Genomic DNA, 24,218 nt, shown 5'->3' with positions numbered 1-24,218 from the left:
CCGCTGCCCTCTCCTGGACATCCTCTCCTGTCGGAACAGCATTCGAAGCGGTCTTTCACCATGACGGCCTGATGTCCGGTTTGGGCAAGCCAGGTTCATGACGCAAATGAATGTTTTTGCAGGATGACTACAAATATTATGATGTGCTTCAAGGCGATGCACGCAAACGCCAAGGAGGGCAAAGGGGCGGAACTGACAATGTCATGGCCACTGCCTGCCTCCGCCCCGCCTTCGTTCAGGCTGCAAGCAACTCGTCTGCGGGACCAAAAAATTCATAGTGGATGCGCGTTGCCGGGACGCCCGCGAGCGACAGAGTGGAAACAGCATGGCGCAAGAAGGGGCGCGGCCCGCAAATATAATAATCCGCATCGTCAACCGGCGTGTTGCCGATCAGCCAGTCGTCCGTGATGATCCCTGCCACGTCATAGTCGCGACCTTCAACCTCGCCCGGAAGCGGATTCTGATGGAAATCTGTCACCTTGACCGATTTTCCCCTGGCAGCAAGCGCGCGGACATGGTCGCGCATCGCATGCGTCTTGTGGTCATGCGTGCCGTGGACATAATGGATGGGGAACTCAGACCCACCTTCGATGAGCGCCTCGAGCATGGCCACCATCGGGGTCAAACCCACACCGCCCGAAAGCAGGACCACCGGCCGCGTGACAGGATCGGCCAGAAAGAATTCGCCGGCGGGAGCAGCCACCTTGAGAACTGTCCCAGCCGCGGCTTCCTCGTGGAGCCAGCCGGATGCAAGCCCGTGAGGTTCGCGCTTGACGGAAATGCGATAGGTCCGCCCGTTGGGCGCCGCAGAGATTGAATAATTGCGCTTGAGCGGCGCCTGACCGGAAATCTCCAGCCAGAAAGTGAGATATTGGCCGGGCCTGTGCGCCATGACCGGACCACCGTCCACCGGGCGCAGCACGAACGAATGGATGACGCTGCTCTCGCGCACGACTTCTTCAACATGAAAATCGCGCCACCCATTCCAGCCCCCGGCCGTGTCCTTCTGCTCGGTGTAGATACGATTTTCCCGTGCGATCAGGATATTGGCGAGGAACCAATAGGCTTCTCCCCAGGCGCCCAAAATCTCGTCTGTCGCCGCGTCGCCCAGCACAGCCTTGATCGCCCCCAGCAGCGCCTCTGCAACATGAGGATAATGATCCGGCTTGATCTGCAGGCCGACATGCTTTTGCGCAATCCGTTCGACAGCCGGAGCAAGCGCGCCCAGATTATCGATGTTGCTGGCATAGGCCAGAATGGCGCCGGTCAAGGCACGAGGCTGCGAACCCGCATCGCCGTGATGCGACTGATTGAAAAGATCACGGATATCGGGATTCTGGAACATGCGCGCATACATTTCATGTACAATATCAAGCCCATGGGCCTCCAGCGCGGGAACGGTAGCTTTGACGAGCGCGATCGTCTGGTCGTTCAGGGGTTGTGACATCGATACCTCCTATGCTGCGGATTTGGGGCCGGGCGGTCGATCAGGAAAAAGGCGCCTGATCGTAGAAATCGACTTGCATTTTCATGGGGCCGATTGGCTGGACAAAATGGGGCTGCCGGGGAAGCACCAGGCCAGGATTATCAGGCGTTAAAATTGCTTCTGAGGGCGGATCGAGGCAGATGAGCCGGACGCGCCCCTCAAGTACGCGGATCAGCCCCCAGACGCCTTCCTTCGTGTCATGGCGCACGCGCAATGCCTTGGGCAGCGTATCCTGGTCGAATATGGGCGTGGACCGATAAGGGATCGGCTCAACCACGCAATGCGCTCCGGTTTGTGCCTTGTTCTGTCGGCAGGTGAAAGAACATTGCAAGCTGCAGACTCTCGGCTATTCGCGCCGCCCGGGACTGGAGGGCCGCGGCCGCCTCCGCCGGCAACAACTCGTTCGTCGTCTGCTGCCAGAGCGCAAGCCAACGCTCGAACATCTCCGTCGTGATGGCATCTTTGTGTTTCAAATGAGCAGGAACAGGACGTCCCTTGTAACGTCCGGTGCCCAACATCACCGACGACCAGAAATCCGTCAATTTTTCAAGGTGGTGTGGCCAATCGTTGATCGCTTCGTTGAAGATGGGCCCCAGCTCAGGGTCCGTTCGCACGCGATTGTAGAAAGCGCCCACAAGTCGGGAGAGCTCTGCTTCGTCGATCCCGGAGACGTCTTCCACGACTCATTCTCCAATCATGCATCTCGAATGCATCTATACCGCCACTTTGAAAGATGCAAGTAAGATGCCTATAATGATCGGCCGCGCGACATTGGGAAACGGTCATGAAGCTGACCTTGTTCACCGACTATTCCATCCGGGTGCTGCTCTTTGTTTCCGCGCGGCCCGACCGCCTGTGTTCCATTGCTGAGATCGCTCGTGCCTACAGCATTTCGCAGAACCATCTCATGAAGGTGGTCAATGACCTCTCCAGGGCCGGATATCTCGAAAGCGTCCGCGGGCGCGGCGGAGGTATTCGACTGGGCAAGCCGCCCGGCGAGATCAACATGGGTGCGCTGGTCCGTCACACTGAAGAAGGATTTGATCTGGTCGATTGCGCTAGCTGCGCCATTGCACCTCTTTGCGGGATGACAGCTGTGCTCAAGGAAGCGGTGTCCGCCTTCCTCTTGGTGCTGGACAGCTATTCTCTCGCCGATCTCATGACGAAACGCCGGTTGGGGGACGGCTGGCTGCCAGCCGCATCATCCTCCCTGCCGAACCCTCTGGCCGAGACGCAAGCTGTCCCCCGGCCATTGCCCTGACGGCCATCTCGGCAGGAATTTGCCAGCAGAGACCGGGCTTGCTGCGCTCAGCATGCGATTGTCGGGTTCCAACTTCAACAACGACGAATTGAACGCCATGTCCTGGCGCTCGTACAAGCATTGATTCCATCCGTCGCGGGTCGCGCGCTTCTCACCCCTGGGATGATTGCTTTTCAAATTGATGAAATCTACGCGGATGCACGGTCCGGCATTTGAGCCATGGGCCACCCACTCCTGGCAAGCGTAAATTCCCTGGTTTACGCTTGCCGGGAGACCAGTGCAGGCGGAGGGAGCGGAGACATTTTTGCTGATGCCTGACCCTTGCGGTCCTCCATCATCGCGCAGCACCCATGAACGCTCACAGCATCGACAGCGCCTTCCTTCGGGCGGCCGCTTCAATCAGCCAGGCTATGCTGAGTAGCGGGCTTCCATAAGATCCAGTTCCCGCACCAGCCGGCGCGCAGCCTCGCTCCCCAGCTCGCGCCGCCGCACGAGGCGATATAGCTGCGCGCGCTCGGCCCTGAGCGCCGCCAGTCTCATCTCGCGCTCAATTCCCTCCAGCTGTCTCCCGCGTCCCCCATTGGCAGTTGCGGACTGACGCGCCTCGATCCGGGCGCGATAGCTCTCCATGATTCGCGCTGCCACGGCGACATAAAGATCGGCGTCAGTTCGTCCATCTGCCATATTATGCTGCGCCCGCTCGATCGCTGCGATGGCGGCCTCCGCCGCAGAGATCCGGGCTGCGTCGATCTCCGCCACCTGCGACGCCTCGGCAGGCATCGCCAGGCCTCGCAACAATAGCGGCAAGCCGATGCTTGCCGCGATCAACGAAACGATGATGACCCCCATCGCGAGGAAAATGGCCAGGTCGCGTGCAGGAAAATCCGTCCCGTCGGTCATTGTGAGCGGCAGGGTGAGGACGCCCGCCAGGGTGATCGCACCGCGCACGCCTGCGAACGACATGGCGGCAACGAGCCTCCAATTGGGAGTTTGTCGCCAATCGCCGGCCCGGAAGAAGGTGAAACGGAATGAGAGCCACACCCAGAGGAAACGCAGGCCCGCGAGACCGACATTGATCGCGAGCACATAGATTGCGAGCCACCAGGGTTCGTGATGGCCGGCCTGCCGGACTGTATCGGCCGCGCCGGCAAGAATCCCGGGTAGCTGTTCGCCAAGCAGCACGAAGATGACGCCGTTGGCGGTGAACTGGATCGTATCCCATACCGTGTTGCGGCGAATCCGTGTCGTTGCTTCCAGCTCGCCCGTCGATTCGACAAATCCCATGGTGAGACCGGCAGCGACCGCAGCGAGGATACCTGAGCAGTGCAAGTGCTCAGCGAGCAGATAGGCGCCAAAAGGAATGAGCAGGCTGATGAGGATCTGCGCGCCGCCTTCTTCGCCGAGCCTGCGGCTGACCCAGTTCTTGGCGCGCGACACCATCCAGGTGAGGCCCGTGCCGACGGCGATTCCGCCAAATGCCACCCACAGGAAATTCAGCGCCGCCTCATGGATCGTGAAGGCGCCGGTCAGGGCCGCGGCGATGGCAAAGCGAAGACAGACGAGGCCGGAAGCGTCGTTGAGGAGCGATTCTCCCTCCAGAATGTGCATCATGCGCTTGGGGATCGGTACACGTTGAGCAATCGCCGAGACGGCGATCGGGTCGGTCGGCGAAACGACAGCGGCAAGGGCGAAGGCCACCGCGAGCGGTATCGAGGGGATCATCCAGTGAATGAACCATCCCATGCCGACAACGGTGAAGACAACGAGCCCGAGCGCCAGCTCGATGACAGTCTTTCCGTCCTTGAACAGTTCCTCTCGCGGGATGCGCCAACCATCGAGGAAGAGCAGCGGCGGCAGGAACAGCAGAAAGAAGATCTCGGGATCGAGCGTCACGCGCCAGTCGGCGGTGAGGCCGATCACGGCACCGAGCGCGATCTGGAAGAGCGGCCGAGGCAACGGCAACGGCACGGCGCGCGATACGATGCCGCTGATGATGACCGCGAGCAGAAGGAGCAAAATGATCGTGATGGTTTCCAAGGCGTGTTCCGCGTTGTGGGAGGCAGATGCGAGGGATCAGTGCTTGCGCACGAATTCCGCTCGAAGGACAAGACCCTTGATGCCCTCATAACGGCAGTCAATCTCCTGGGCATCTCCTGTGAGCCGGATCGACTTGATGACGGTCCCCTTCCGAAGGGTCTGACCCGCCCCTTTGACCTTAAGATCCTTGATCGTTATGACGCTATCGCCATCCGCGAGCAGATTTCCGGCGGAGTCCCGTACCTCGATCCGATCAAGGGCTGTAGCTCGCGTGGCCGCGTCAGCGGCGCTTATCCATTCACCCGTAGCTTCATCATAGACATAATCATCGTTGTCATCGGTCATTGGCATGATCCTGTAGGCTGTTGATCAGTGGAGGCGCATCCGGCCTGCCGGCGGCGCGACTGTGATTGCGGCGGCCACGCGCAACGCCTCGGGCAGGTCCGCGCTGTGGATGAGGCGCCGACTCTGGACCCCGAGCGCGCCGCGCTCCAGCATCGCCATGGGTTGGGCCTGAACGCCGGAAAGAATGATTTGCGTGCCTGTCGCCGCAGCCCGGGCGACAATCTCGCCAATCGTGGCCACACCGCTTGCATCGAGCAGCGGAACCCGTCGCATCCGCAGAATGATGACCTGCGGGACAGGACCGATGCGACGCAGCGTATCGAGCAGCTCATTGGCCACGCCAAAGAAGATCGGTCCGTCGATCCGGAATATCTCGACGCCATCTGGCAGTGCCACACGCTGGTCGATTTCCTCGTTCTCATCCTCGCGCGAGGAAGCCTGCCGGTCGCTCGCTATCTCGACGGTACGGCTCATACGCATCATGAAGACCAGCGAGGCCAGCGTCACGCCGACGCCAATGGCGACGGTCAAATCGACCAGCACCGTCAGGAAGAAGGTCAGCAGCAGCAGCGCGCGATCTCCGTTGGGCATCCTCAGCAGCTGGATGAACCGGTGATGTTCGCTCATGCCCCATGCGACCATGAACAGGATCGCTGCCAGCGCGGCCAGCGGCACATAGGCCATGAGACGGGACGCGAAGAGCATGAAGAGCAGCAGGAATACCGCATGCAACATTCCGGCAATTGGCGTAATGCCGCCGGCCCTGATATTGGTGGCGGTGCGGGCGATCGCACCGGTCGCGGGCAACCCGCCCAGCAACGCCGAAGCCAGATTGGCGACACCTTGGCCGACCAGTTCCTGGCCGGAACGATGCCGGGAACCGATCATGCCATCAGCGACGACCGCAGACAGGAGGGCCTCGATGCCGGCCAGAAAGGCTATGGTGAACGCGGACGGTATCAGCGACTGTATCTTGAGAAGCGAAATGTCGGGCAGCGCAGGAGCGGGCAATCCCGTCGGCAAGTCGGGAAATCGCGATCCGATTGTCTCGACCGGCAAGTGCAGCAGCGTCACGACAGCGGATGCGGCAAGAACGGCGATCAGGAACCCCGGCAAGCGCGGCGCCCATTTGCGCAAGGAGATGATCAGCGCCAATGACCCCGCGCCTATGGCCAAAGCCCCGATCTCAACGCTGTCCAGCGCCCTGAAATAGGCGCCCCATCGGGGAAGGAAATCGGCCGGCACTTGGGTCATGGACAGTCCGAGGAAATCCTTGACCTGACTCGATGCAATGATCACCGCGATGCCCGCAGTGAACCCGGTGATGACCGGCTGCGGAATGAAGCGCACCAGGTTGCCAAGGCCAGCGTAGCCCGCTCCAATCAGAATGAATCCCGCCATCAGGGTAGCCAGAACAAGTCCATCCAGCCCGTGCTGCGCGATCACGTTGAACACGACGACCACGAAAGCTCCGGTCGGTCCGCCGATCTGGACGCGCGATCCGCCCAGCAGAGATATGAGGAACCCTGCGACGACTGCGGTCACAAGCCCTTTGTCAGGCGAGGCCCCGCTGGCAATTGCAAGCGCCATGGCAAGCGGCAATGCGACGATAGCGACGGTCAGGCCCGCCAAGGCGTCCCGGCGGAAATCCACTGGCGTATAGCCTTCGTGCAGAACCGTGATCAGCTTGGGCGTGAAGGCAATGCGTCGTGCGTCACCGGGCATTGTCGTCACTGCCCGGCTCCTCAGCCTGGTCGAACAGCACAGACGGGACACGCCGGGGCCCCTTGCCGGCGGCCGTTTCCTTGAGGCGTACGCCGCGTCCTGCCCCGCTGCTCGGTGCATTTTCACCGATGATCTCGATACCGGCTGCTTCCAGCGCGTTGATGACTTTCACCAGCGTGTCGACGACGCTCCGCACCTGGCCCTCGGAGGCCTCCATCCGCTGGATGGTTGGAAGCGAAACGCCTGAGAGGGCAGCAAGACCGCGCTGGTCGAGGCCCAGGAGGGCGCGTGCGGCACGCATTTGCTGCGATGTGATCAACGAAACCTCCATGATGTTTAAGACATCAAATTACAATCTTACCTTTCACATATGCCATATGCTAACGGGCTGTCACGGGATTTTCATCGCTCGATGACATAAGGTTCAAGGAGTATAGTCATGCCCAACCTCTTCGGCCGTACCCTGCTGGCCAATCTCAACGATGATCCAAAGGTTCAGCGCAATCTCGGAACGGCGCAACTCATCGAGGAAGCAGTCCGGAACGGCGAGGGATTGCTTGCCAAGGACGGCCCGTTCGTGGTTGCGACGGGCAAGCACACCGGGCGTTCGGCGAAGGACAAGTTCATTGTCCGGAACGTGGAAACCGAAAGCAGCGTCTGGTGGGGCAAAACCAATGTAGCGATGACGCCTGAACATTTCGCCAATCTGCGCGCCGATTTCGTAAAGGTCATGGAGGGCAGGACCAGGCTTTACGTCGCGGATCTCTTCGGCGGCTCGCAGCCCGAGCACCGCGTTCAGGTGAGCGTCATCACGGAGCTCGCCTGGCACAGTCTCTTCGTGCGCACCCTGCTTGTGCGCCCTACCGCCGCAGAGCTCGACGCATTCCTGCCCGAGTACACCATCATCGACCTTCCCAGTTTCCGGGCCGATCCTGCGCGCCACGGCACGCGCAGCGAGACGGTGGTCGCCGTCAACCTGACCGAGAAGCTGATCCTCATCGGCGGGACCGCCTATGCGGGCGAGATGAAGAAATCGGTCTTTGGCATCCTCAACTACCTGCTCCCGGCCAAGGGCGTGATGCCGATGCATTGCTCGGCCAATATCGGTCCGAAGGGCGACACCGCCGTCTTTTTCGGCCTGTCGGGCACGGGCAAGACGACGCTGTCGGCTGACGCCAGCCGCACGTTGATCGGGGACGACGAGCATGGTTGGTCGGATACCGCCGTGTTCAATTTCGAGGGTGGCTGCTATGCCAAGATGATCCGTCTGTCGGCGGACGCCGAGCCGGAGATCTTCGCGACCACCCGCCGTTTTGGCACGGTGCTCGAAAATGTGGTGATTGATCCTGCCACGCGCGAGATTGACCTCGATGACGCCTCGCTCGCGGAGAACAGCCGCGGCTCCTACCCCATCGACTTCATTCCCAATGCCTCTCGGGACAATCTCGGTCCGGTGCCGAAAAACATCATCTTTCTCACTGCCGATGCCTATGGCGTGCTGCCGCCGATCGCCCGGCTGACTCCGGACCAGGCGATGTATCACTTCCTGTCAGGCTATACAGCGCGCGTCGCCGGCACCGAGATCGGCGTGACCGAGCCGGAGGCGACCTTCTCGACCTGCTTTGGAGCACCGTTCATGCCCCGGCACCCTTCTGTCTACGGCAATCTGCTCAAGGAACGGATCGCCAGGGGCGGGGTCAAATGCTGGTTGGTCAACACCGGCTGGTCAGGCGGCAAGGCGACCATGGAAGGCATCAGCCGGATGCCGATCAAGGCCACGCGCGCCCTGCTCAATGCGGCACTGGATGGCAGCCTCAATAATGCTGAATTCCGTGAGGACCCCAATTTTGGCTTCGAGGTGCCGATCGCGGTGCCCGGCGTCGATGACAAGCTGCTCGATCCGCGTGGTGCGTGGGCCGATCCTGCCGAATATGACAGAACCGCAAGAGAGCTGGTGGCCAAGTTCATCGATAATTTCGCGCAATTTGAAGATCATGTCGACGCAAGCGTGCGGTCGGCCGCCCCCACGGCCAGGGTCGATGCCTGAGGAAGGCTTCACGCCCCCAGGCAACGGCATCGAACGATGCCCGGCTGCGCGTGGAGACCGCCGGAACAATTGCGCGACGGTCTCCGCATCAGCCCTTGAAGCCGTGAGACGGGGTGCGATCGGACGATGCCCCCGTTGTGGCGGAAGCTGGCTGTTCCCGCGATTCCTCAAGCCCGTCGCGCACTGCAGCGCATGCGGTCAGGACTGGACGCCTCAACAGGCGGACGACTTTCCGGCTTATATATCGATCTTTGTGACGGGTCATCTCCTGGCGCCTCTCATCATCGCGCTGACGAAGGATGCCGGGCTCTCGGCAGGTGTGGTGGTCGCCATTATCCTGCCGCTTGCCGTCATCCTGATGGTCAGTTTGCTTCAGCCTGCCAAAGGCGCCATCATCGCAATCCAATGGTGGTATTCAATGCACGGTTTCAAACGCCTGCCGGGTGATGGCTGATGAGGATTGCCCATTCGCCATCGAAAAAAATGTCGCTTCGGTCCGGGTCGCGACCAGCAGTCTGCAGCTCTGGTCACCTGTATGAATGACCCCTTGTCAACTGGAGGGGCGCCGCCGACCGAGATCGGCGACAACAACCTGCGGGAGCTTGTGAGGCGCCTTCCGGCATGGTTGCGGGCAGACCTTTCGGCCACCGATGCGCAGAGAAGGGAGCGGGCCGAGGACGCGCTCGTCGCCATCATCCTGTCCCTGTCCGACGATCAGCATAACTGATCTGCGCGATCAGCCTTTTCGCGGAAATGAAGTTCAAGCGTACCGCGTTGATCGTCGACAGGCCATGGCGCGGTTCGCAGAGAAGCAGCCTGCGGACTGGGCTCGTGCCACCGATGGCGAGCAAGATTGCCCCGGGCATCGACGGCCGCCGGCGTGAAGGACATGTGCGTCCATCATGAACGCGCAGTGCCAGGTCGGAGTTCAGGCTCCGCCTGAAGCCTCTTGACCTTGCACAATCGCTCCCGCGAGATCGCGTATGATTTTGCGGCGCAGTCTATCATCAGGAACGGTGCGGGTTTCGCGACTAATCCGCCTCATCAAAAAGCGCATCTCGCCGAACGTCGGCAATCTTGCCTGGCCGATCGCTGCGACAATCGCGGGATAAGACCAAATTTGCTCCCGGGCCATGCTGGTTCCTCTCTGTTAACGATGGCGCTGTATGCCATTTTGGCGTTTTCCTCGTCCCTCGTCCACGCCCTGGAGATAGAGTGCGGCTGAAGCTGCAATCCCGAGAATCGCACTCATCCTCACAAACTCACTGTCACCCAAAGCGAGAAGCGTCGCCGCGGCTGCAGCGAGTAGGATCAGCCACGCCTGGCGGCGGCAATGGAGGCGACGTGCGATGTTCCAGGCCAGCACAGCCGAGATCATCGCTGCCAAAACGCTGCCGGCGATCAGCGCGACAGCTTCGACAAGGATTTTCAGCAATGGCATGGCGACCTCGCTTCTCGGTTGCTGGAAAGCTTGCCGGGCAGCGCCTCGCGATTCCACCTACCGAACAGATAATTATATCGTTCTGCGATATTATCGCACATCGCTGTTGCCCGCAAGTACGCGGGCCAGGCCAGACGCGATCATAGCAGCGCGAACCCATCCACCGGCCTGAATAATGCGTCAGGGTTGAAGACCGCCCATTTACAAAACCCTGTTCGACACCCAAATAGCGTATTAATAAAATGTTAACCAGGCGGGCATATCATCACGGCCCTCAGGCAGGGTGGAGATGTTCAGATGGTGCGACTTCAGCGCAGGCCCAAGCGCTCCCATGCCCGTCCAGCGGACCCTCGCCCCTGCGCTGCCCAACCCCGCCGCAAGGAGCCCGTCATAGCTGAATGGACTCGCTTCTGCTTCGAGGTGGATTGCGGATAGAAGGGAGAAGGCGTCGCACTTATCGAGCGGCACGCCCCAGAGGATTTGCCGCCGCAGCGCAGCGAGTCATCATCCCTCAACGCTCCTGCTATGAGCTTCATTCGCCTGCCCCCCAGATGCAGCTTCTGGGGATTTAGCCCATCTTCCAATGCTGCTGGCGAGCTCCTTGCAGATCAGCCTGGGAAATGGGTCACCCGCTGCAATTGGGTTGGGGCCGAACGTGCGATCGCCGCGGCCGCCGGAACATGCATTCGCCGACCGTGAATCCATAGTCCAACGGTTATGTTGTCAAACAGCCGCCCGAAATGGCCTGCGCTATGCGGTATCCCTGCTGATTTGAAGGGGGATTTCCAGACAGAGTCCCATCGCGGCGCAATTTCGGGTTTCAGGGACGCGGACCGGTGACCTGGATGGCGTCGCCCTGCCCCTCGCCCGGCATGGACGTCTCGCGCTCAATCCAGGCTAGCCGGATGGCTCCCGCCGCGGCCCCGACCCTTGCACGTCCTCCTCGGGAAACGATGCCCTCTGCTATGGCGCGGCGTTGAGCGGCCGTCCCTCCCTCTACGGTCAGCTCCTGCGATCTGCGTGTCGATGCCCATGCTGCAAGATCCAGCACCTTGCCATCGACGACGCCCTGGTCGATCCGCACGTCAGGCAAAACTGCTTGATCGGGCGGCGTCAGCAGCACCGTCCAATCCGGCAGCGCGCGCCGGGCACGATCCTCGAGCGCGCGATACCCTTCAAGACCAAGGCCCGGCAAGACGGCGGCGGCCGCTGTCAGCGTTCGATCCCCCAATTCAAGCCGCACCGCGGTTGGCTCGACGCCCACGATCAGGCCGAGAGTGGCGGTAGCCTGATGGCGGCTACCATCGAGATTCTGGCGGCCGGTATCGCTCGCCCGCGCGATCTGGGCCGCTTCTGTCGCCCCCGCGTCTTGGGATGTGCGCAGCTGATCAACATGGATGTCCACCGGGCGGCCCAGCCGCGCCTGGAGATCGTCGGCGATCAGTGCATCGGCTCGGGCAACGATCCCCGGCGTCAGCATGACGGCGCGCACGCGGATCGGCGAGCGCGCATAGTCGATTTCGACCTGACTCAGGCGTGCATCGGACGGGAAGCGCGCACGGACGGTATCGCGCACCTGACGCTGGGCGAGGGCTTCGAAGGCGATTTGCCTCAATGCTGCGCTCAGTGGGACAGACAGAAGACCAAGCGCTGCAAAAAACAGGACTAACTGCCATCCGGTATGATGTGGCGAGAGATGACTGCCAAAGCCATAGACCCGCGCAACCAGCGCGGCTGTCAGCGAGATCGTAACCGCGTTGGTGATGAAGAGCAGCAGTGCGCCTGAGAAGATGGTCCAGTTCCAGGTGGCGATGCCGAACCCCACCACGACCAGCGGCGGCATGAGCGCGATGGCGATGGCTACACCTACGACCGTGCCGCCACGCCCCCGGATAAGTGCGTAGGCCCCCGCCACGGCAGAGAGCAGGGCTACCAGCAGATCAAACAAAGTGGGCTGTGTACGGCCCGCGATTTCGCTCGTGATCGTCTGGACCGGCGAGAGGGAAATCAGGACAACTGAAAGGATGATCGCGACTGCCGATCCAAGGCCCAAGGCGGTTGCGGCGCGCCGGACTTCCCGGAAGTCGAGCGTTGCGATCCCGAAACCCAAACCGATGATCGGCATCATCAGGGGAGAGAGCAGCATGGCGCCGATCAGCACCGCTACCGACGGCATCAACAAACCCAGAAGGGAAATCGAAGCGGAAATCAGGACGAGAAAAAGATAGCGGCCCGACCAGCCGGAGTCCTCGCTTATCTGATCGAGAACGGCCGCGTGATCGACGCCACCCACAACCCAGATATTCCACCAACGACGCAGCTTGCTTCTGCCTTCGCGGTCAGCGACTTCCACGATATAACCTCTCGAATGGGGTAGAGCGGTTCCTGCTAGGGTATGGGAAGCGTGCTCGCAACCGGCGCTAGCCGCCAAGAGCAACGCCAGACGGCTGCAGTGTTGGCTACCCGGCCATTGTGCAACGCGTGCCTGCGGATCGCCCGTGCCTGGGCCGACCATGGGTGCGCGGCCGCAGCCTTTCGACACGCCCGCCATGGTGAGCGGGCGTGTCCCTCTTTGCCCCGCGATGCGCGACCTTCCCATCCAGCAATCCCGTCGCCCGCGGGGAGGTGGCAATTGCGCTTGTGAGCCCATGACGTTAGGAGCCGCCCATTCGTAAGGACCCGGTGAAAATCCGGGTGGCTATTCCGGCCGCCGATCCGCCGGACAATGTTTGTCGCAGGCTGATATTCGCCACATCACGCTACATCATCCCTGCGACTTCGACGGTTTTCTGCAACCCATGAACAGCACCTCTTTATCGCGCTACCGCGCTGAATGGTTCGACGGTGCCTCCAACGCCCGGCGCGATATTCTCGCCGGCATGGTCGGTACGTTCGCGCTGATCCCGGAAGTGATCGCCTTCTCCTTCGTCGCCGGCGTCGATCCGGAGGTCGGGCTGTTCGCGTCCTTCATCATCGGTATCGTCATCGCTTTTGCAGGTGGACGTCCGGCGATGATCTCTGGCGCTGCGGGATCGGTTGCGCTGGTCGCGGCGGCGCTGGTGAGCGCTCATGGACTGCAATATCTGCTCGCCGCCACCTTGCTTGCCGGATTGCTCCAGATCGCCTTCGGCCTCATGAAGCTCGATATACTCATGCGCTTCGTCTCGCGATCGGTGCGGACGGGCTTCGTGAACGCGCTCGCCATCCTCATCTTCTCCGCGCAGTTGCCGCAGATGCTGCACGTGAGCTGGCATAGCTATGCCATGATCGCGGGCGGCCTCGCGATCATCTATCTCGTTCCCCGGATCACGACTGCCATTCCCTCGCCACTCATCTGCATTCTCGTGCTCACCACGATCAGCATCGCCTTTCCCATGCCGATCCACACGGTCGCCGACCTTGGCCGCCTGCCCTCTTCCCTGCCGTCTCTCACCTGGCCCGGCGTGCCGCTCGATTGGGAGACGCTGGTGATCGTGCTTCCCTATGCGATTGCCATGGCGGCAGTAGGACTGCTTGAATCGCTGATGACAGCAAGCGTCGTGGACGACCTGACGGAAACCACAAGCTCCAAGGCGCGCGAATGCACCGGCCTGGGCCTTGCCAATGTCGCGGCGGGGCTGTTTGGCGGCATCGCCGGCTGCGGGATGATCGGGCAAACGGTCGGCAATATCCGCTATGGGGGGCGCGGGCGGCTGTCCACCCTCGTCGCCGGCGTCTTTCTTCTCCTGGTGATGGTACCGCTACGCCCATGGATCGCGCAGGTGCCCGTGGCGGCGCTGGTCGCAATCATGATCATGGTATCGATCAGCACCTTTTCCTGGGCGTCGATCCGCGACCTTGCGCGCCATCCCAAGGTATCGGGCATCGTCATGATGGCGACCGTGATCGTCACGGTCGCAACGCATGATCTTTCGGCGGGCGTGGCTGTCGGCGTGCTCCTGAGCGGCGTGTTCTTTGCCTTCAAAGTGACACGCATGATGGAAGTCAGGTCGCATTATGACGAGACGACAGACACGCGGACCTATATCGTCTCCGGTCAGATTTTCTTCGCCAGCGCAGACATATTTGCCGATCGGTTCGATTTGAGGGACACAACATCGATGGTTCGCATAGATCTGTCCGCCAGCCACTTATGGGACATCACGGCCGTTGGCGCATTGGAAGAGATCGTCATGAAAATGCGCCGTCATGGCATTGGAGTGGAAGTGATCGGTCTCAACCGGGCCAGCGCCATCCTTGTCGACAGGCTGGCGCCCGCCGTTTCGACCGGACGCTCCTAGCCGACATGGTAACATGAAAAGGGTCAGGCCCCCGCCCGGCCTTCCATTGGATCAGGCCATGTCCCAGCGGCGAGGACTGCGCATATGGGCTTTGGTCTAGGGGCCCGTACTTGCATTTGTCCCCCCTTCACCCGCGGGAAGATAGTGGCTTGGTGAGACACCGACGCGCCGCTTGAACATCGTCGAGAAGGCGGCGGCGCTGTCATATCCAAGGTCGAAAGCGATCGCGGTAACAGACTGGCCCTCGGCAAGCCGCGGCAGCGCTATGAGAATACAGGCCTGCTGCCGCCATGCTCCGAAGCTAAGGCCCGTTTCCCGGCGAAAGGCACGGGTGAAGGCGCGGCGGCCCATGCCCAGATCATTGCACCACTGATCGATGCTGTCATGCGGGGTCGGGCGTTCGAGAAAGGCATGGCACCGGGCGGCGATCGGCCCGGTCTTCGGAAAAGGAACAGCCAGAGGTACGGTGGGCGCCGCCGCCAGTTCAGCCAGGAGCAGCGCCATCACCTTGCCGTCGCGCCCGTCCTCATCATATTCCGGCGGAATGTCGCACGCCGCTTCGAGCAGCGCGCGAAGCAGCGGCGACACCTGAATCACCTTGTTGCTGTCACCAAGCGAGCCATCCGTGCCGGGTTCGATCAGGACAGCGCGGGTACTGACGGCGCCGACCATCCTGATGGCGTGCGGGCAGCCGCCCGGCGTCCAGACCGCGCGCTCAGGCGGCGCGACCCACGCACCGTAAGGTGTGCTGACGACCACGACCCCACGTGCTGCGTAGAGCAATTGCCCGCGCCGATGCTGATGCCAGTCCAGCTCGAAGGCAGGCGGATATTCGTTGCCGATCCCGACAATGGGCCGAGCGATATTCTCGACGAAGGCAGGGTCGTTCCAAGGCACGGCATGTCCCGATCGCGAAGATGATAGTCCCATATAGGAATGCGGGCGCTTGCGGGAGGGGTTAAGGCCGCTCTGTCATCAAGGACAAGAATAGCATGAACGCCACACGATCAGCCCTGCCCGCCCCCGCCGCCGACGCAACGGTTTTCGGCATAATCGCGGCGATCAGCGCCTGTCATCTCATCAACGACATGCTGCAGTCGCTGTTGCCCGCCATCTATCCCAGCCTCAAGACGGAACTTGACCTGTCGTTCAGCCAGGTCGGACTGGTGACCCTGGTCTACCAGATGACCGCGTCGATCCTGCAGCCGCTCATTGGTCTTTACTCCGATAAGCGGCCGACACCGCTTGCACTTCCGGCCGGAACGCTCTTCTCCCTGGCGGGGCTGCTGGTACTCTCTGTCGCACACAGCTACGGGCTGCTGCTGGCAGGCGCATCCCTGCTGGGCATGGGCTCCTCGGTCTTCCATCCCGAATCCTCGCGCGTCGCGCGCATGGCCGCCGGGCGCAGACATGGCCTTGCCCAGTCGATGTTCCAGGTCGGTGGCAACGCCGGATCCGCGCTTGGTCCTCTGGCCGCCGCGCTCATTGTCCTGCGCTGGGGTCAGACCAGCCTTGCCTTTTTCGCGATGCTGGCCCTGTTATCCTGTGCCATCCTCTGGAATGTCAGCCAATGGTATCGACATCATGGCCTTGCGCGCCTGTCCCCACGGAAAGGCAGTGGCAAAGTCATTGTCGACCTGCCTCAAGGAAAAGTCCTGGGTGGCATCGCCGTACTGCTCGCCCTCATCTTTTCCAAATATGTCTATATGGCGAGCCTTACCAGCTACTTCACTTTCTATCTGATCCATCGTTTTGGCGTGTCGGTCGACGTCGCGCAGCTATACCTGTTCGCCTTTCTTGCCGCAGTCGCGCTAGGCACGATCGCGGGCGGACCGCTGGGAGATCGCTTCGGGCGGAAATATGTGATCTGGTTCTCGATCCTGGGCGCGCTCCCTTTCACCTTGCTCCTCCCTCACGCGAACCTCTTCTGGACCGGTCCACTGGCGGTTGCGATCGGCCTGATCCTTGCTTCCGCGTTTCCGGCCATCGTCGTGTACGCGCAGGATCTGGTCCCCGGAAAGATCGGCATGATCTCTGGCCTGTTCTTTGGCTTTTCCTTCGGCATGGGGGGCGTGGGCGCGGCCGTTCTGGGTGAGGTCGCCGATCGTTCGGGCATTGAGACGGTCTACGGCATCTGCGCGTTCCTGCCCGCGATCGGGTTGCTCGCCATCCTGTTGCCCGATCCCAGGAAGAAATGATCATGCCAGCTTTCCCTTGCCTCACACGCTCCATGACCCAGTGATGCGCTTCGGGCTGCGAACGCGCCATCTTCCGGGCGAGCCAGGTCATGGCTCCCTTGGTGGGTGGCGCCGGTCCAGTCCTCGGTACGCCCAGTGCGAAGGACGCCGGTCTCGCGATTGCTGCCGGCGAAAACGTTAGTCGATCTTCGTATAGCTGGCATGCTATGTTCCGAGAGAAAGAGCGCGCTCCGGACAAAACAGGACGCCTTGCCATGCGAGCCTTGAATGCGGGTCGCGACCATAGGAAGGTCTACACAGGCGCGGCGTTTGAGGCGGCCCGGGCGCACGCCGTTGGCAGGCGCAGCAGACATCGTCTACGAACGCACAGATTTTATGTCATGCGCGCGGCGGCACCATAGGTTTGGCGGCAGCTTTGCGGCGCGGTGGCTGAACGGCTCGGGACAGGGAAGCGCATCATGGCGGAACATCGCATCTTCGGCATCAGCTTTGCCAGTGTCTATCCGCACTATGTCACCAAGGCGGAAAAGAAAGGCCGCAGCAAAGCGGAGGTCGATGAGATCATCCACTGGCTGACGGGCTATACCCGGTTAGAGCTCGACGCGGAGCTGGAAAAGAAAAGCAGCTTCGAGAAATTTTTTGGTCAGGCGCCTTTACTGAACCCCTCGCGAAAGTTGATCCGAGGCGTGGTCTGCGGCGTTCGGGTCGAAGCTATCGAAGACGGATTGATGCAGGAGATCCGCTATCTCGACAAGCTGATCGACGAGCTCGCACAGGGGAAGGCGATGGAGAAGATACTTCGCGAGTGATGCGAAGACCGACCGACACCATTGGCTGCTTTGGCCGGCATTGGCGCATAGCCGATACGGGCCGAAAGAAAATGCGCCAGGCGTGTCACAGAGCCTCCGGCTGCCTCGTCATGCGGGTATCCAACAGCGATGAAGGAATGCCGACATATGCATGACCGCACCAATATCTATGCCGATGGCGGGCCGCTTTTCAAAGCCTGGTACGATCTGTCGATGCAGGTCGAGAAATCCGGGCTTGAAAAGAACCTGCTCGAACTGGTCAAGATTCGCGCCTCACAGATCAACGGCTGCGCTAACTGCCTCAACATGCACACGCATGATGCCCGCAAGGCAGGCGAGACGGAGCAGCGCATCCATTTGCTCGGCGCGTGGGAGGAGGCGCCATGTTATAGCGCGCGGGAGCGGGCGGCTCTTGGCTGGACCGATCATCTGACGCAAATTGCCACGAGGCGCGCGCCTGATGCCGTTTATGCCGCCCTTGCAGCGGAATTCAGCGCGGAGGAGCAGGTGAAACTGACACTGGCGATCAACGTCATCAACGGCTGGAACCGACTGGCGGTCGGCTTCCATCTCTACGACCCCGCGCTTGGCTGGCCGGCGTGATCGACGATCGCCTTGCGAGCTTTGACGCGCAGCGGACCAATCTGCTGCGCGTCGCCTATCGCATGCTCGGTTCGATGGCTGACGCAGAGGATGTAGTGCAGGACGCATTCATCCGCTGGGCGGCGACAGACAGGCAAACCGTGCGTGTCCCCGCCGCGTTCCTGCGCCGCACGGTGACGCGTCTGTGCCTCGATCACCTGAAATCCGCGAGGGTGCGGCGGGAAAACTATGTTGGCCCGTGGCTGCCCGACCCCATCGTGGAGGCCGAGCCCGTAGAGGACGTCACCCTCCCCCTCATGCTTGCGCTCGAACGTCTCTCTCCGCTCGAACGGGCGGCTTTCCTGCTGCATGATGTGTTCGGAGAAAGCTTCGATGACGTCGCCTCCTCCATTGGCCGGGGCGCTGCCGCCTGCCGTCAGCTTGCTGCGCGGGCACGCGAGCATGTGCGGCGCGAGCGGCCGCGCTTTCCTGTCGAACGCGACCGGGGCCAAGCGATCGCCGCAGCCTTTTATGAAGCGGCTCGGGCCGGCGATGTCACAAAGCTCGGTTCGCTGCTGGCAGACGATGTACGCTTTCATTCCGATGGAGGAGGCATACGCCCGGCGGCGGGCCGTGTCCTCAACGGCGCACACGAGGTTCTACGCGGACTATCCACTATTATCCGTCTGCGCCGCGGCGATCCTGAACTGGTGAGGCGGGCATTTGTGAATGGCTTGCCCGGCTTTGTTACGCGGGAGGCCGACGGCATGTTACAGACGACAGCGCTCCTCATCGAAGACAGCCGCGTGAAGGCGATCTATATCATGCGAAACCCGGATAAGCTGCGGCACGTGGATGGGATGATGCACTGATGTAGAGGCTTTGCGGCCGCTGTCAGCATGACGGGATCCCGGAACAGTGCGATGCTCAATTCCTCCATCGTCTCCTCTTGAGCATCGCTCACCGCCGACGTGAATTTCACACTATCCCCTTCAAGACGCTGGCTAATGGCTGAAGGCTTGAACCCCGCCTCGCACAAGCGTGTACGGGACCCCGCTGGGTTTGCGCGATATTCCCGCCCGGCACCGATCGCGCCCAGGATCGGGAGTGCCAAGTCGGAAGCGAGCAGGTTCATCACCTGGATGACTTTTCGCTGACAATATTGGACTCAACGGTCAGTCTTTGTTTCAAGCTCGCGTGCCATCTTGAGATGCCCTTCGACCACCGGCGCGATTTCAGCTGCAACGGCCCTCAGCGCCGCGTCCGTGCCGCCCGACGCGTAGGACCGCATCAACGCCAAGGCGTCTTCATGCGCATCCACCTGGCCATCGACATATTCCTCATCGAATTTGGCACCGGTCAGCTTCCGCAGCTCCGCCAGATCCTCATTCTGGTCAGGAGTGAGCGCTGGATCGGGCTGGATCGCAGGCTCGGCCTTGCCAGCCGCTTCCTTGATCTTGGCCGTGGAATCCGTGTGCGCCTCGATCATTTGCGCGGCGAACAGTTTCACTTCGGTCGATACCCCCTGCGTCTCGGCCAACTTCGCCGCCGCAATCTCGAAAGCGTCGCTCTTGGCTGCCTGGTTCACGAATTCTTGCGCGCTCGGCGTCGGCCTCATAGCGCTGGCCGTATTGTCAGCAGCATTTTCGATCCGGTCGCCGACAACCTCGGCAGTGGCTGCGGCCGATCCTGCCGCATTCTCCGCGCGTCGCTCTGCGGCTTGGTTGCATGCAGCCAGGGTCAAACCAGCGATCAGACATATGGGGGTAAGGCGGGTCATGCTGCTCTCCCTTTCAAGGTCGGCCAACGCGCGATTTGCGCCGCGCGTTCCCCGCCCGCGAGCACTGCTTTTGAGCAGCTTCAGTTATTGCCGCCGATCAGGTCCCCCAGGCCGCCGAGCACTGACCCTTCACCCCTGTTCTGTCCGCCGCGACTGCCGGCCGCCGCCAGCATCCGCCCTGCCAAACGGGAGAATGGCAGGGACTGTATCCACACCTTGCCGGGGCCGGTGAGCCGAGCAAAAACCAGGCCCTCTCCGCCGAACAGGACGCTGCGCACCCCGCCAGCGCGTTCGAGGTCGAAAGCAACCGTGTCGGTAAAGGCCGCGACGCAGCCGGTATCGACATGTAATTGCTCACTCGGCGCCAGTTCGCGTTCGACGATCGCGCCCCCCATCTGGACGAACACCCAGCCGTCGCCCTCCAGCTTCTGCATGATGAAGCCTTCGCCGCCGAACAGGCCGGTCATGATCCGTTGCTGGAAGTGGACGCCGATCGACACGCCTTTGGCCGCTGCAAGAAAGCTGTCCTTCTGGCAGATCAGTCGCCCGCCGCATTGATCAAGCCGGATGGGAAGGATCGCGCCCGGCGTCGGTGAAGCAAAAGCGACCTTTGCCTTGCCTTGGCCATTATGCGTGAACACGGTGGTAAAGAGGCTCTCGCCTGTGATCAGTCGCTTTCCGGCTCCCAACAGCTTGCCCATGAAGCCGCCGTCGCTGCCTCCGCTTCCATCACCGAACACGGTCGTCATGCCCACAGCCGCGTCTTTCCAGACCAGCGCGCCTGCTTCTGCAACGGCGCTTTCGCCCGGATCGAGTTCTATCTCAAGGAACTGCAACTCCTGACCCTTGATCTCGAAGTCGATGTCGTCAGCCAGGGCGGCGCTGCGATGATGCTGCCAGGGGCTGGGGCTCGGCATGTCTGTCACTCCTCTATTTCCAGCGCCAATAGCCTTTGCGGAGCGACTTCGCTACGCACAAGGGGCTGCCAGGCGGTCGCTCGAGCGCCTGACCGGTCCCGGCGCAGCTTCTCGGGCTGGGCGGCATTCACATCGTCAACTGCGCATTGGTCTGTCTGACAGTTGAATATGGTTCGAAAGCAGCCCTGCGTACACGCCCCGGATCGGCCAGCGCTGGGGCGCCGCGTGTCAGCTGCCGTTATGATCGGTCTCGCCATGTTGTTATTGTTGGAAACCAGCTTTGTCCGATAAGGCCAGAAGCTATGAATAGGGAATATCCTCAACCCCAGCTCGATCTTGACGGCCTGTCCAAATTTCTCGACGAGGCCTTTCCGCCCGAAGCGCGCGCCGGTCTAGGTTCTGTAGTGGAAATCGTTCCCGGACCGTGCGAATGCTCCTCGAGCCGACCCCGGCTATGGCAAGGCCCGGTAAAATCGTGTCCGGCCCATCGCTCATGGCTCTGGCGGACGTGGCAGCCTACGCCGTGATTGCGACGCACCACGGGCCTGAGCCGATGGCAGTAACGCATGGCCTTTCGATCTCCTTTCTGCACGCCTGTCAATTCAGACCCATTTATGCCGACGCCCGGCTTCTCAAACTCGGACGCAAGTTATCGACAGTTGATGTGAGGATCTGGCAAGGAAGCGAGGATCGGCTCGTGGCGCAGGCTACGGTCGGGTATGCGCAACCGTAGACCAAACCAGGACCCCTCCCCTAGCCGCGCTCATCGACAGCCTGAAGGTCGGAGACGAAGTAAGTTTCGACCTGAAGCTCGAGGGCGGTGCCGGCGTGATCACCGCCATCACCGAGAAGTGACCTAATGTGTGGGGCGCGAGGGTGCAGCCTGCGCCCCACACCCTGTGCCCTGGCGCCAAGACGCCGAGGATCTGGCCGTCGGCGATCGTTCCCTGGCTGCAATGTTCGATCAGATGGGACGGGGCGCGCTTCGCCCAACCTTGCGTCGCCACGATTCATGAAACGCGCTCGCGAGCAGCCCGAGCATATTCGATAATCCGTTGCACACCTCCTGCGGGCGCGCCGCAAGAAAAACGCGCAGGAAAGCGAGCGGTGGGCCAAATCCTGCCGCAGAAAGGCTGGAAATCAGCGAATTTGAATAAACTTACCCAAATTCTACATCGCCTCTACGCCAACTCTGCTCGATCACTCAGCGAATGTTTGTTTTCAGGTGCAGACCGGAAAATTTCGATTTCGGCACTGTGCCTCAAGGCTAGCCGTTTCAAGGTGAAGTCCGGTTTTGGAAGCATCTTGATAGATCAAGCTTACACGGCAATTGCGTGCAAGTTCGATCAGGCGCGGTTGACGCTCTGTTTGTCTGCGAACAAGGCGCTCGTTGTGCTTCCGCAATGTACTTTTCATTTGCTCGCAGGCGCGGTAGGCGTCGTTCCCGTCAGTCTTGCTGACAACAGGGAGAAGCCATGAAATACTCGCTTATGTCAGCAGCAGTTGCGGCTGGGGCCTTTTTCTGTCCTCAACTCGCGCATGCCGATTGCACGTTCCGGTATCAGAGCAAACTGGCCGAGATCGCCGGCGAGGCCAAGCTCGAGATGGCATCCCGGACTGCGCAGAACATCGCCGATCAGTTGGCCAGCGGCTTGGGCGAAAGCAAGTCCTCCAAGGCCGTCACCATCAAGGCCGGTTACGCGATCTCGGCCGCCGGTGGTCTCGCGCAGGACGCCTATAGCGAAACCGTGCGGTCCTTCTTCACTTGCGCGCGCGAAAAGCTGCAAGCGGACCCGGTTAAGGTCAAGGCACTCGACAATGCTGAGAAGGATTTCATTCTGACTCTGGATCGGTACTTCGATATCGGGCGCTGGCAACCTGAGAACACCGAGGAACGTGACGCGATCCGCGATCAGCTCGCCGAGGAAATCGCAGGTATCCCGCATTTCAGCGCGGCAGAAATCGATAAGATCCTGCCCAACCCGAACTTCGACACCGTCAAGATAACCACGCTACTGGCCAACGCCAGCATCCCAGGCGTGAACCTTGAAGCGTGCGGCGGCTTCATGACCCGATCGATGCGCAAAATAGACCCCTCCATTCTCGCCAAGCTGGGTACGATCAGAGCCACTGTGCTGACCTTCTTGACCGGCGATCAGAGCAGCGCGAAACTTGACTTGTGGATTTTCGCCGGCAGTCAGATGTCACGGCAAATGACGGCGAGCCAGGTTGAAGAGAGAATACCCGCTGTCACACCTGCCTTGGTCAAATGCGTGCAGGATCAGGCCAAAGATCTGCAAGACGCACTTGTGAAAAGCGAGACGCCGCAACAGCAGTCACCGCAGCCGGCAGCAAATGCCGCCTGAACTGCAAACGAGAGGCGCTGGGCGCCGTATCGCAGGGATGCTCTGTTGCTTCTCCCTCGTCACCGCCTGCCAATCTCACCTGGAGGGCATCCCGCGGCCGCTGCAGCCGGCGGCCAAGATCCGGATGAAGGAATGCAAAGGCTGGAGCGATCCACTTCGCCCCAGTCGGGACCGGTCTGCCGGCTTCTCGATCCTGGGTTATGGACTGAATATGCGCGATGCCGAGTTCCGCAACACCGGCGCACAAAACCAATATCTGATCGGCATCCGACTGTTCATCGACGCTTGCGAGAAATGGGCGCGGTTCGAGAGCACCGATCAGGAATATCGTGAGGCGAAGGCCGCCCTTAGCCACGTTGCCGAATCCACGATGACACCGCAAGCCTTTCAGAGCGCCCTGGTCGAACTGAAAGCCGGCTTCGCACAAGCGCTGAGCGAGCAGGAAACATCCACCTTCAAAACCCAGACGGAAGGCGAAAGCCTCCCTGAGCCAAGTAGGCGCCAGGGGACCGAACAGACGGCGGATCTGCCCGCCCGGCTCGCCCAGATCGATAGTCGCCTTGCGAACCTCGAAACACGCCTGCCCAACCCGCTGACCTCCAGTAGGTCAACGTTGGTGCGCTTCGACCTGGGCTCGACCATTGCCGATCCCCAACCCTTGCGTGAAGCATTAGGGGCAGTGAGCGCATTCACTCAGACCTGTCCACAAGCGCGTATCCTTCTCGTAGGCTATACGGATAGGTCGGGAAGCCCCACGGCCAATCTGGCTTTGGGCCTACGACGCGCCCGGGCCGTCCGAGAGAACCTCATAGGTCAGGGCATTGCCCCAGGATCAATAGCTGCTCTTTCAGGCGGTGCCACGGTGCAATTCGGTCTTGAAGCCAGCAATAACCGCGTCGTCGAGGTGGATCTGCGTTGCAGTCCTCCATGATCTGTTCGTTTCG

General features: G+C 61.2%; 26 protein-coding genes and 1 other annotated feature. Of the genes, 13 read left to right on the top strand and 13 right to left on the bottom strand.

All coding sequences use genetic code 11. The annotated features are described in order from the left end of the window. Positions 1–235 precede the first annotated feature (235 nt). Genes hmpA through IZV00_RS20265 form a run of 3 tightly spaced genes read right to left on the bottom strand, consistent with a single transcriptional unit; the run spans position 236 to position 2,166 of the window. Positions 236–1,447: an NO-inducible flavohemoprotein gene (gene hmpA / locus IZV00_RS20275; RefSeq protein WP_196227610.1), complete on the bottom strand. Its 1,212-nt coding sequence runs from the start codon at positions 1,445–1,447 to the stop codon at positions 236–238. A gap of 40 nt (positions 1,448–1,487) precedes the next feature. Further along, positions 1,488–1,763 carry a DUF1971 domain-containing protein gene (locus IZV00_RS20270; RefSeq protein WP_196227609.1) on the bottom strand — a complete coding sequence of 92 codons (276 nt, stop codon included), beginning with the start codon at positions 1,761–1,763 and terminating at the stop codon, positions 1,488–1,490. Continuing rightward, positions 1,756–2,166: a group III truncated hemoglobin gene (locus tag IZV00_RS20265; RefSeq protein WP_196227608.1), complete on the bottom strand. Its 411-nt coding sequence runs from the start codon at positions 2,164–2,166 to the stop codon at positions 1,756–1,758. The genes IZV00_RS20270 and IZV00_RS20265 overlap by 8 nt, the downstream gene beginning before the upstream one ends. A 104-nt stretch (positions 2,167–2,270) precedes the next feature. Here IZV00_RS20265 and IZV00_RS20260 point away from each other — a divergent pair, with 104 nt between their 5' ends. Next, positions 2,271–2,747: an Rrf2 family transcriptional regulator gene (locus IZV00_RS20260; RefSeq protein WP_196227607.1), complete on the top strand. Its 477-nt coding sequence runs from the start codon at positions 2,271–2,273 to the stop codon at positions 2,745–2,747. Between the two features lie 408 nt (positions 2,748–3,155). On the opposite strand, the gene IZV00_RS20255 is transcribed toward IZV00_RS20260, so the two are convergent. The 4 genes from IZV00_RS20255 to IZV00_RS20240 are packed head-to-tail and all read right to left on the bottom strand — an operon-like array spanning position 3,156 to position 7,173. After that, positions 3,156–4,784, bottom strand: a complete 1,629-nt coding sequence (locus IZV00_RS20255) for a Na+/H+ antiporter (protein ID WP_196227606.1) — start codon at positions 4,782–4,784, stop codon at positions 3,156–3,158. 36 nt (positions 4,785–4,820) lie between these two features. After that, positions 4,821–5,129, bottom strand: coding sequence for an alkylphosphonate utilization protein (locus tag IZV00_RS20250; RefSeq protein ID WP_196227605.1), 309 nt, complete (start codon positions 5,127–5,129; stop codon positions 4,821–4,823). Positions 5,130–5,153: 24 nt separating this feature from the next. Further along, complete coding sequence (locus IZV00_RS20245; RefSeq protein WP_196227718.1) at positions 5,154–6,854, bottom strand: SulP family inorganic anion transporter; 1,701 nt, start codon at positions 6,852–6,854, stop codon at positions 5,154–5,156. After that, on the bottom strand, positions 6,844–7,173 hold the full coding sequence (locus tag IZV00_RS20240; RefSeq protein WP_196227717.1) for a helix-turn-helix domain-containing protein: 330 nt from the start codon (positions 7,171–7,173) through the stop codon (positions 6,844–6,846). The genes IZV00_RS20245 and IZV00_RS20240 overlap by 11 nt, the downstream gene beginning before the upstream one ends. A 120-nt stretch (positions 7,174–7,293) precedes the next feature. Here IZV00_RS20240 and IZV00_RS20235 point away from each other — a divergent pair, with 120 nt between their 5' ends. The 3 genes from IZV00_RS20235 to IZV00_RS20225 all read left to right on the top strand — a co-directional run bounded on the left by IZV00_RS20235 (position 7,294) and on the right by IZV00_RS20225 (position 9,628). Further along, positions 7,294–8,901: a phosphoenolpyruvate carboxykinase gene (locus IZV00_RS20235; RefSeq protein WP_196227604.1), complete on the top strand. Its 1,608-nt coding sequence runs from the start codon at positions 7,294–7,296 to the stop codon at positions 8,899–8,901. Then, positions 8,786–9,355, top strand: coding sequence for a DUF983 domain-containing protein (locus IZV00_RS21445; protein ID WP_329604526.1), 570 nt, complete (start codon positions 8,786–8,788; stop codon positions 9,353–9,355). The genes IZV00_RS20235 and IZV00_RS21445 overlap by 116 nt, the downstream gene beginning before the upstream one ends. An 81-nt stretch (positions 9,356–9,436) precedes the next feature. Then, positions 9,437–9,628, top strand: coding sequence for a hypothetical protein (locus tag IZV00_RS20225; RefSeq protein ID WP_044663410.1), 192 nt, complete (start codon positions 9,437–9,439; stop codon positions 9,626–9,628). Between the two features lie 201 nt (positions 9,629–9,829). On the opposite strand, the gene IZV00_RS20220 is transcribed toward IZV00_RS20225, so the two are convergent. The 3 genes from IZV00_RS20220 to IZV00_RS20210 all read right to left on the bottom strand — a co-directional run bounded on the left by IZV00_RS20220 (position 9,830) and on the right by IZV00_RS20210 (position 12,695). Beyond that, entirely contained in the window at positions 9,830–10,036 is a 207-nt protein-coding gene (locus tag IZV00_RS20220) for a hypothetical protein (protein ID WP_196227602.1), read from the bottom strand. A gap of 15 nt (positions 10,037–10,051) precedes the next feature. After that, positions 10,052–10,342 carry a hypothetical protein gene (locus tag IZV00_RS20215; RefSeq protein WP_196227601.1) on the bottom strand — a complete coding sequence of 97 codons (291 nt, stop codon included), beginning with the start codon at positions 10,340–10,342 and terminating at the stop codon, positions 10,052–10,054. An 820-nt stretch (positions 10,343–11,162) separates the two neighbouring features. Beyond that, a complete protein-coding gene (locus IZV00_RS20210; protein ID WP_230463509.1) occupies positions 11,163–12,695 on the bottom strand; it encodes a DUF389 domain-containing protein in 1,533 nt (510 codons plus the stop codon). A gap of 319 nt (positions 12,696–13,014) precedes the next feature. Then, positions 13,015–13,070: a sequence feature (sul1 is cis-regulatory element that is thought to sense ions involved in sulfur or methionine metabolism; They are found in Alphaproteobacteria), on the top strand. A gap of 70 nt (positions 13,071–13,140) precedes the next feature. On the opposite strand from IZV00_RS20210, the gene IZV00_RS20205 reads away from it, so the two are divergent. Next, entirely contained in the window at positions 13,141–14,622 is a 1,482-nt protein-coding gene (locus tag IZV00_RS20205; RefSeq protein WP_196227600.1) for a SulP family inorganic anion transporter, read from the top strand. 96 nt (positions 14,623–14,718) lie between these two features. Here the strand turns inward: IZV00_RS20205 and IZV00_RS20200 are convergent, their stop codons facing one another. After that, complete coding sequence (locus IZV00_RS20200; protein WP_230463508.1) at positions 14,719–15,519, bottom strand: AraC family transcriptional regulator; 801 nt, start codon at positions 15,517–15,519, stop codon at positions 14,719–14,721. A 95-nt stretch (positions 15,520–15,614) separates the two neighbouring features. Between IZV00_RS20200 and IZV00_RS20195 the strand changes: the two genes are divergently transcribed. From IZV00_RS20195 to IZV00_RS20180, 4 genes are all read left to right on the top strand, one after another. Next, positions 15,615–16,820 (top strand): MFS transporter, encoded by a 1,206-nt coding sequence (locus tag IZV00_RS20195; RefSeq protein ID WP_196227598.1) that lies wholly within the window; start codon positions 15,615–15,617, stop codon positions 16,818–16,820. Positions 16,821–17,278: 458 nt separating this feature from the next. Further along, positions 17,279–17,629 (top strand): DUF2200 domain-containing protein, encoded by a 351-nt coding sequence (locus IZV00_RS20190; RefSeq protein ID WP_196227597.1) that lies wholly within the window; start codon positions 17,279–17,281, stop codon positions 17,627–17,629. A 147-nt stretch (positions 17,630–17,776) separates the two neighbouring features. After that, positions 17,777–18,232, top strand: a complete 456-nt coding sequence (locus IZV00_RS20185) for a carboxymuconolactone decarboxylase family protein (RefSeq protein WP_196227596.1) — start codon at positions 17,777–17,779, stop codon at positions 18,230–18,232. After that, positions 18,232–19,083 carry a sigma-70 family RNA polymerase sigma factor gene (locus IZV00_RS20180; protein WP_084694459.1) on the top strand — a complete coding sequence of 284 codons (852 nt, stop codon included), beginning with the start codon at positions 18,232–18,234 and terminating at the stop codon, positions 19,081–19,083. Before IZV00_RS20185 ends, IZV00_RS20180 begins: the two co-directional genes overlap by 1 nt. Positions 19,084–19,379: 296 nt before the next feature. Here IZV00_RS20180 and IZV00_RS20175 read toward each other — a convergent pair whose 3' ends face one another. Together IZV00_RS20175 and IZV00_RS20170 are read right to left on the bottom strand one after the other, a co-directional pair. Further along, complete coding sequence (locus IZV00_RS20175) at positions 19,380–19,991, bottom strand: DUF4142 domain-containing protein (protein WP_044663419.1); 612 nt, start codon at positions 19,989–19,991, stop codon at positions 19,380–19,382. Between the two features lie 80 nt (positions 19,992–20,071). Next, complete coding sequence (locus IZV00_RS20170) at positions 20,072–20,908, bottom strand: TIGR00266 family protein (protein ID WP_044663420.1); 837 nt, start codon at positions 20,906–20,908, stop codon at positions 20,072–20,074. Between the two features lie 430 nt (positions 20,909–21,338). Here IZV00_RS20170 and IZV00_RS21305 point away from each other — a divergent pair, with 430 nt between their 5' ends. The 4 genes from IZV00_RS21305 (at position 21,339) to IZV00_RS20150 (ending at position 24,205) form a co-directional block, all read left to right on the top strand. Continuing rightward, positions 21,339–21,641 carry a PaaI family thioesterase gene (locus IZV00_RS21305; RefSeq protein ID WP_329604525.1) on the top strand — a complete coding sequence of 101 codons (303 nt, stop codon included), beginning with the start codon at positions 21,339–21,341 and terminating at the stop codon, positions 21,639–21,641. Positions 21,642–22,015: 374 nt separating this feature from the next. Next, on the top strand, positions 22,016–22,387 hold the full coding sequence (locus IZV00_RS20160) for a hypothetical protein (RefSeq protein WP_157009869.1): 372 nt from the start codon (positions 22,016–22,018) through the stop codon (positions 22,385–22,387). After that, a complete protein-coding gene (locus IZV00_RS20155; RefSeq protein WP_044663421.1) occupies positions 22,384–23,274 on the top strand; it encodes a hypothetical protein in 891 nt (296 codons plus the stop codon). The genes IZV00_RS20160 and IZV00_RS20155 overlap by 4 nt, the downstream gene beginning before the upstream one ends. Beyond that, the gene (locus IZV00_RS20150; RefSeq protein WP_196227595.1) at positions 23,264–24,205 is read left to right on the top strand and encodes an OmpA family protein; all 942 of its coding nucleotides are present in this window, start codon (positions 23,264–23,266) and stop codon (positions 24,203–24,205) included. The genes IZV00_RS20155 and IZV00_RS20150 overlap by 11 nt, the downstream gene beginning before the upstream one ends. Positions 24,206–24,218: the final 13 nt, after the last annotated feature.

Source organism: Sphingobium sp. Cam5-1 (genome assembly GCF_015693305.1).
GTDB lineage: Bacteria > Pseudomonadota > Alphaproteobacteria > Sphingomonadales > Sphingomonadaceae > Sphingobium.
Note: the sequence above shows the minus strand (reverse complement) of the source record. Positions and strands in the feature narration are given on the sequence as shown.

Excerpts from the sequence above, each read along its gene's own strand:
- hmpA (WP_196227610.1), bottom strand. The coding sequence starts at position 1,447 with ATGTCACAACCCCTGAACGACCAGACGATCGCGCTCGTCAAAGCTACC.
- IZV00_RS20260 (WP_196227607.1), top strand. The coding sequence starts at position 2,271 with ATGAAGCTGACCTTGTTCACCGACTATTCCATCCGGGTGCTGCTCTTT.
- IZV00_RS20250 (WP_196227605.1), bottom strand. The coding sequence starts at position 5,129 with ATGACCGATGACAACGATGATTATGTCTATGATGAAGCTACGGGTGAA.
- IZV00_RS20245 (WP_196227718.1), bottom strand. The coding sequence starts at position 6,854 with ATGCCCGGTGACGCACGACGCATTGCCTTCACGCCCAAGCTGATCACG.
- IZV00_RS20235 (WP_196227604.1), top strand. The coding sequence starts at position 7,294 with ATGCCCAACCTCTTCGGCCGTACCCTGCTGGCCAATCTCAACGATGAT.
- IZV00_RS21445 (WP_329604526.1), top strand. The coding sequence starts at position 8,786 with ATGACAGAACCGCAAGAGAGCTGGTGGCCAAGTTCATCGATAATTTCG.
- IZV00_RS20225 (WP_044663410.1), top strand. The coding sequence starts at position 9,437 with ATGAATGACCCCTTGTCAACTGGAGGGGCGCCGCCGACCGAGATCGGC.
- IZV00_RS20220 (WP_196227602.1), bottom strand. The coding sequence starts at position 10,036 with ATGGCCCGGGAGCAAATTTGGTCTTATCCCGCGATTGTCGCAGCGATC.
- IZV00_RS20215 (WP_196227601.1), bottom strand. The coding sequence starts at position 10,342 with ATGCCATTGCTGAAAATCCTTGTCGAAGCTGTCGCGCTGATCGCCGGC.
- IZV00_RS20205 (WP_196227600.1), top strand. The coding sequence starts at position 13,141 with ATGAACAGCACCTCTTTATCGCGCTACCGCGCTGAATGGTTCGACGGT.
- IZV00_RS20195 (WP_196227598.1), top strand. The coding sequence starts at position 15,615 with ATGAACGCCACACGATCAGCCCTGCCCGCCCCCGCCGCCGACGCAACG.
- IZV00_RS20190 (WP_196227597.1), top strand. The coding sequence starts at position 17,279 with ATGGCGGAACATCGCATCTTCGGCATCAGCTTTGCCAGTGTCTATCCG.
- IZV00_RS20185 (WP_196227596.1), top strand. The coding sequence starts at position 17,777 with ATGCATGACCGCACCAATATCTATGCCGATGGCGGGCCGCTTTTCAAA.
- IZV00_RS20175 (WP_044663419.1), bottom strand. The coding sequence starts at position 19,991 with ATGACCCGCCTTACCCCCATATGTCTGATCGCTGGTTTGACCCTGGCT.
- IZV00_RS20170 (WP_044663420.1), bottom strand. The coding sequence starts at position 20,908 with ATGCCGAGCCCCAGCCCCTGGCAGCATCATCGCAGCGCCGCCCTGGCT.
- IZV00_RS21305 (WP_329604525.1), top strand. The coding sequence starts at position 21,339 with ATGCTCCTCGAGCCGACCCCGGCTATGGCAAGGCCCGGTAAAATCGTG.
- IZV00_RS20155 (WP_044663421.1), top strand. The coding sequence starts at position 22,384 with ATGAAATACTCGCTTATGTCAGCAGCAGTTGCGGCTGGGGCCTTTTTC.
- IZV00_RS20150 (WP_196227595.1), top strand. The coding sequence starts at position 23,264 with ATGCCGCCTGAACTGCAAACGAGAGGCGCTGGGCGCCGTATCGCAGGG.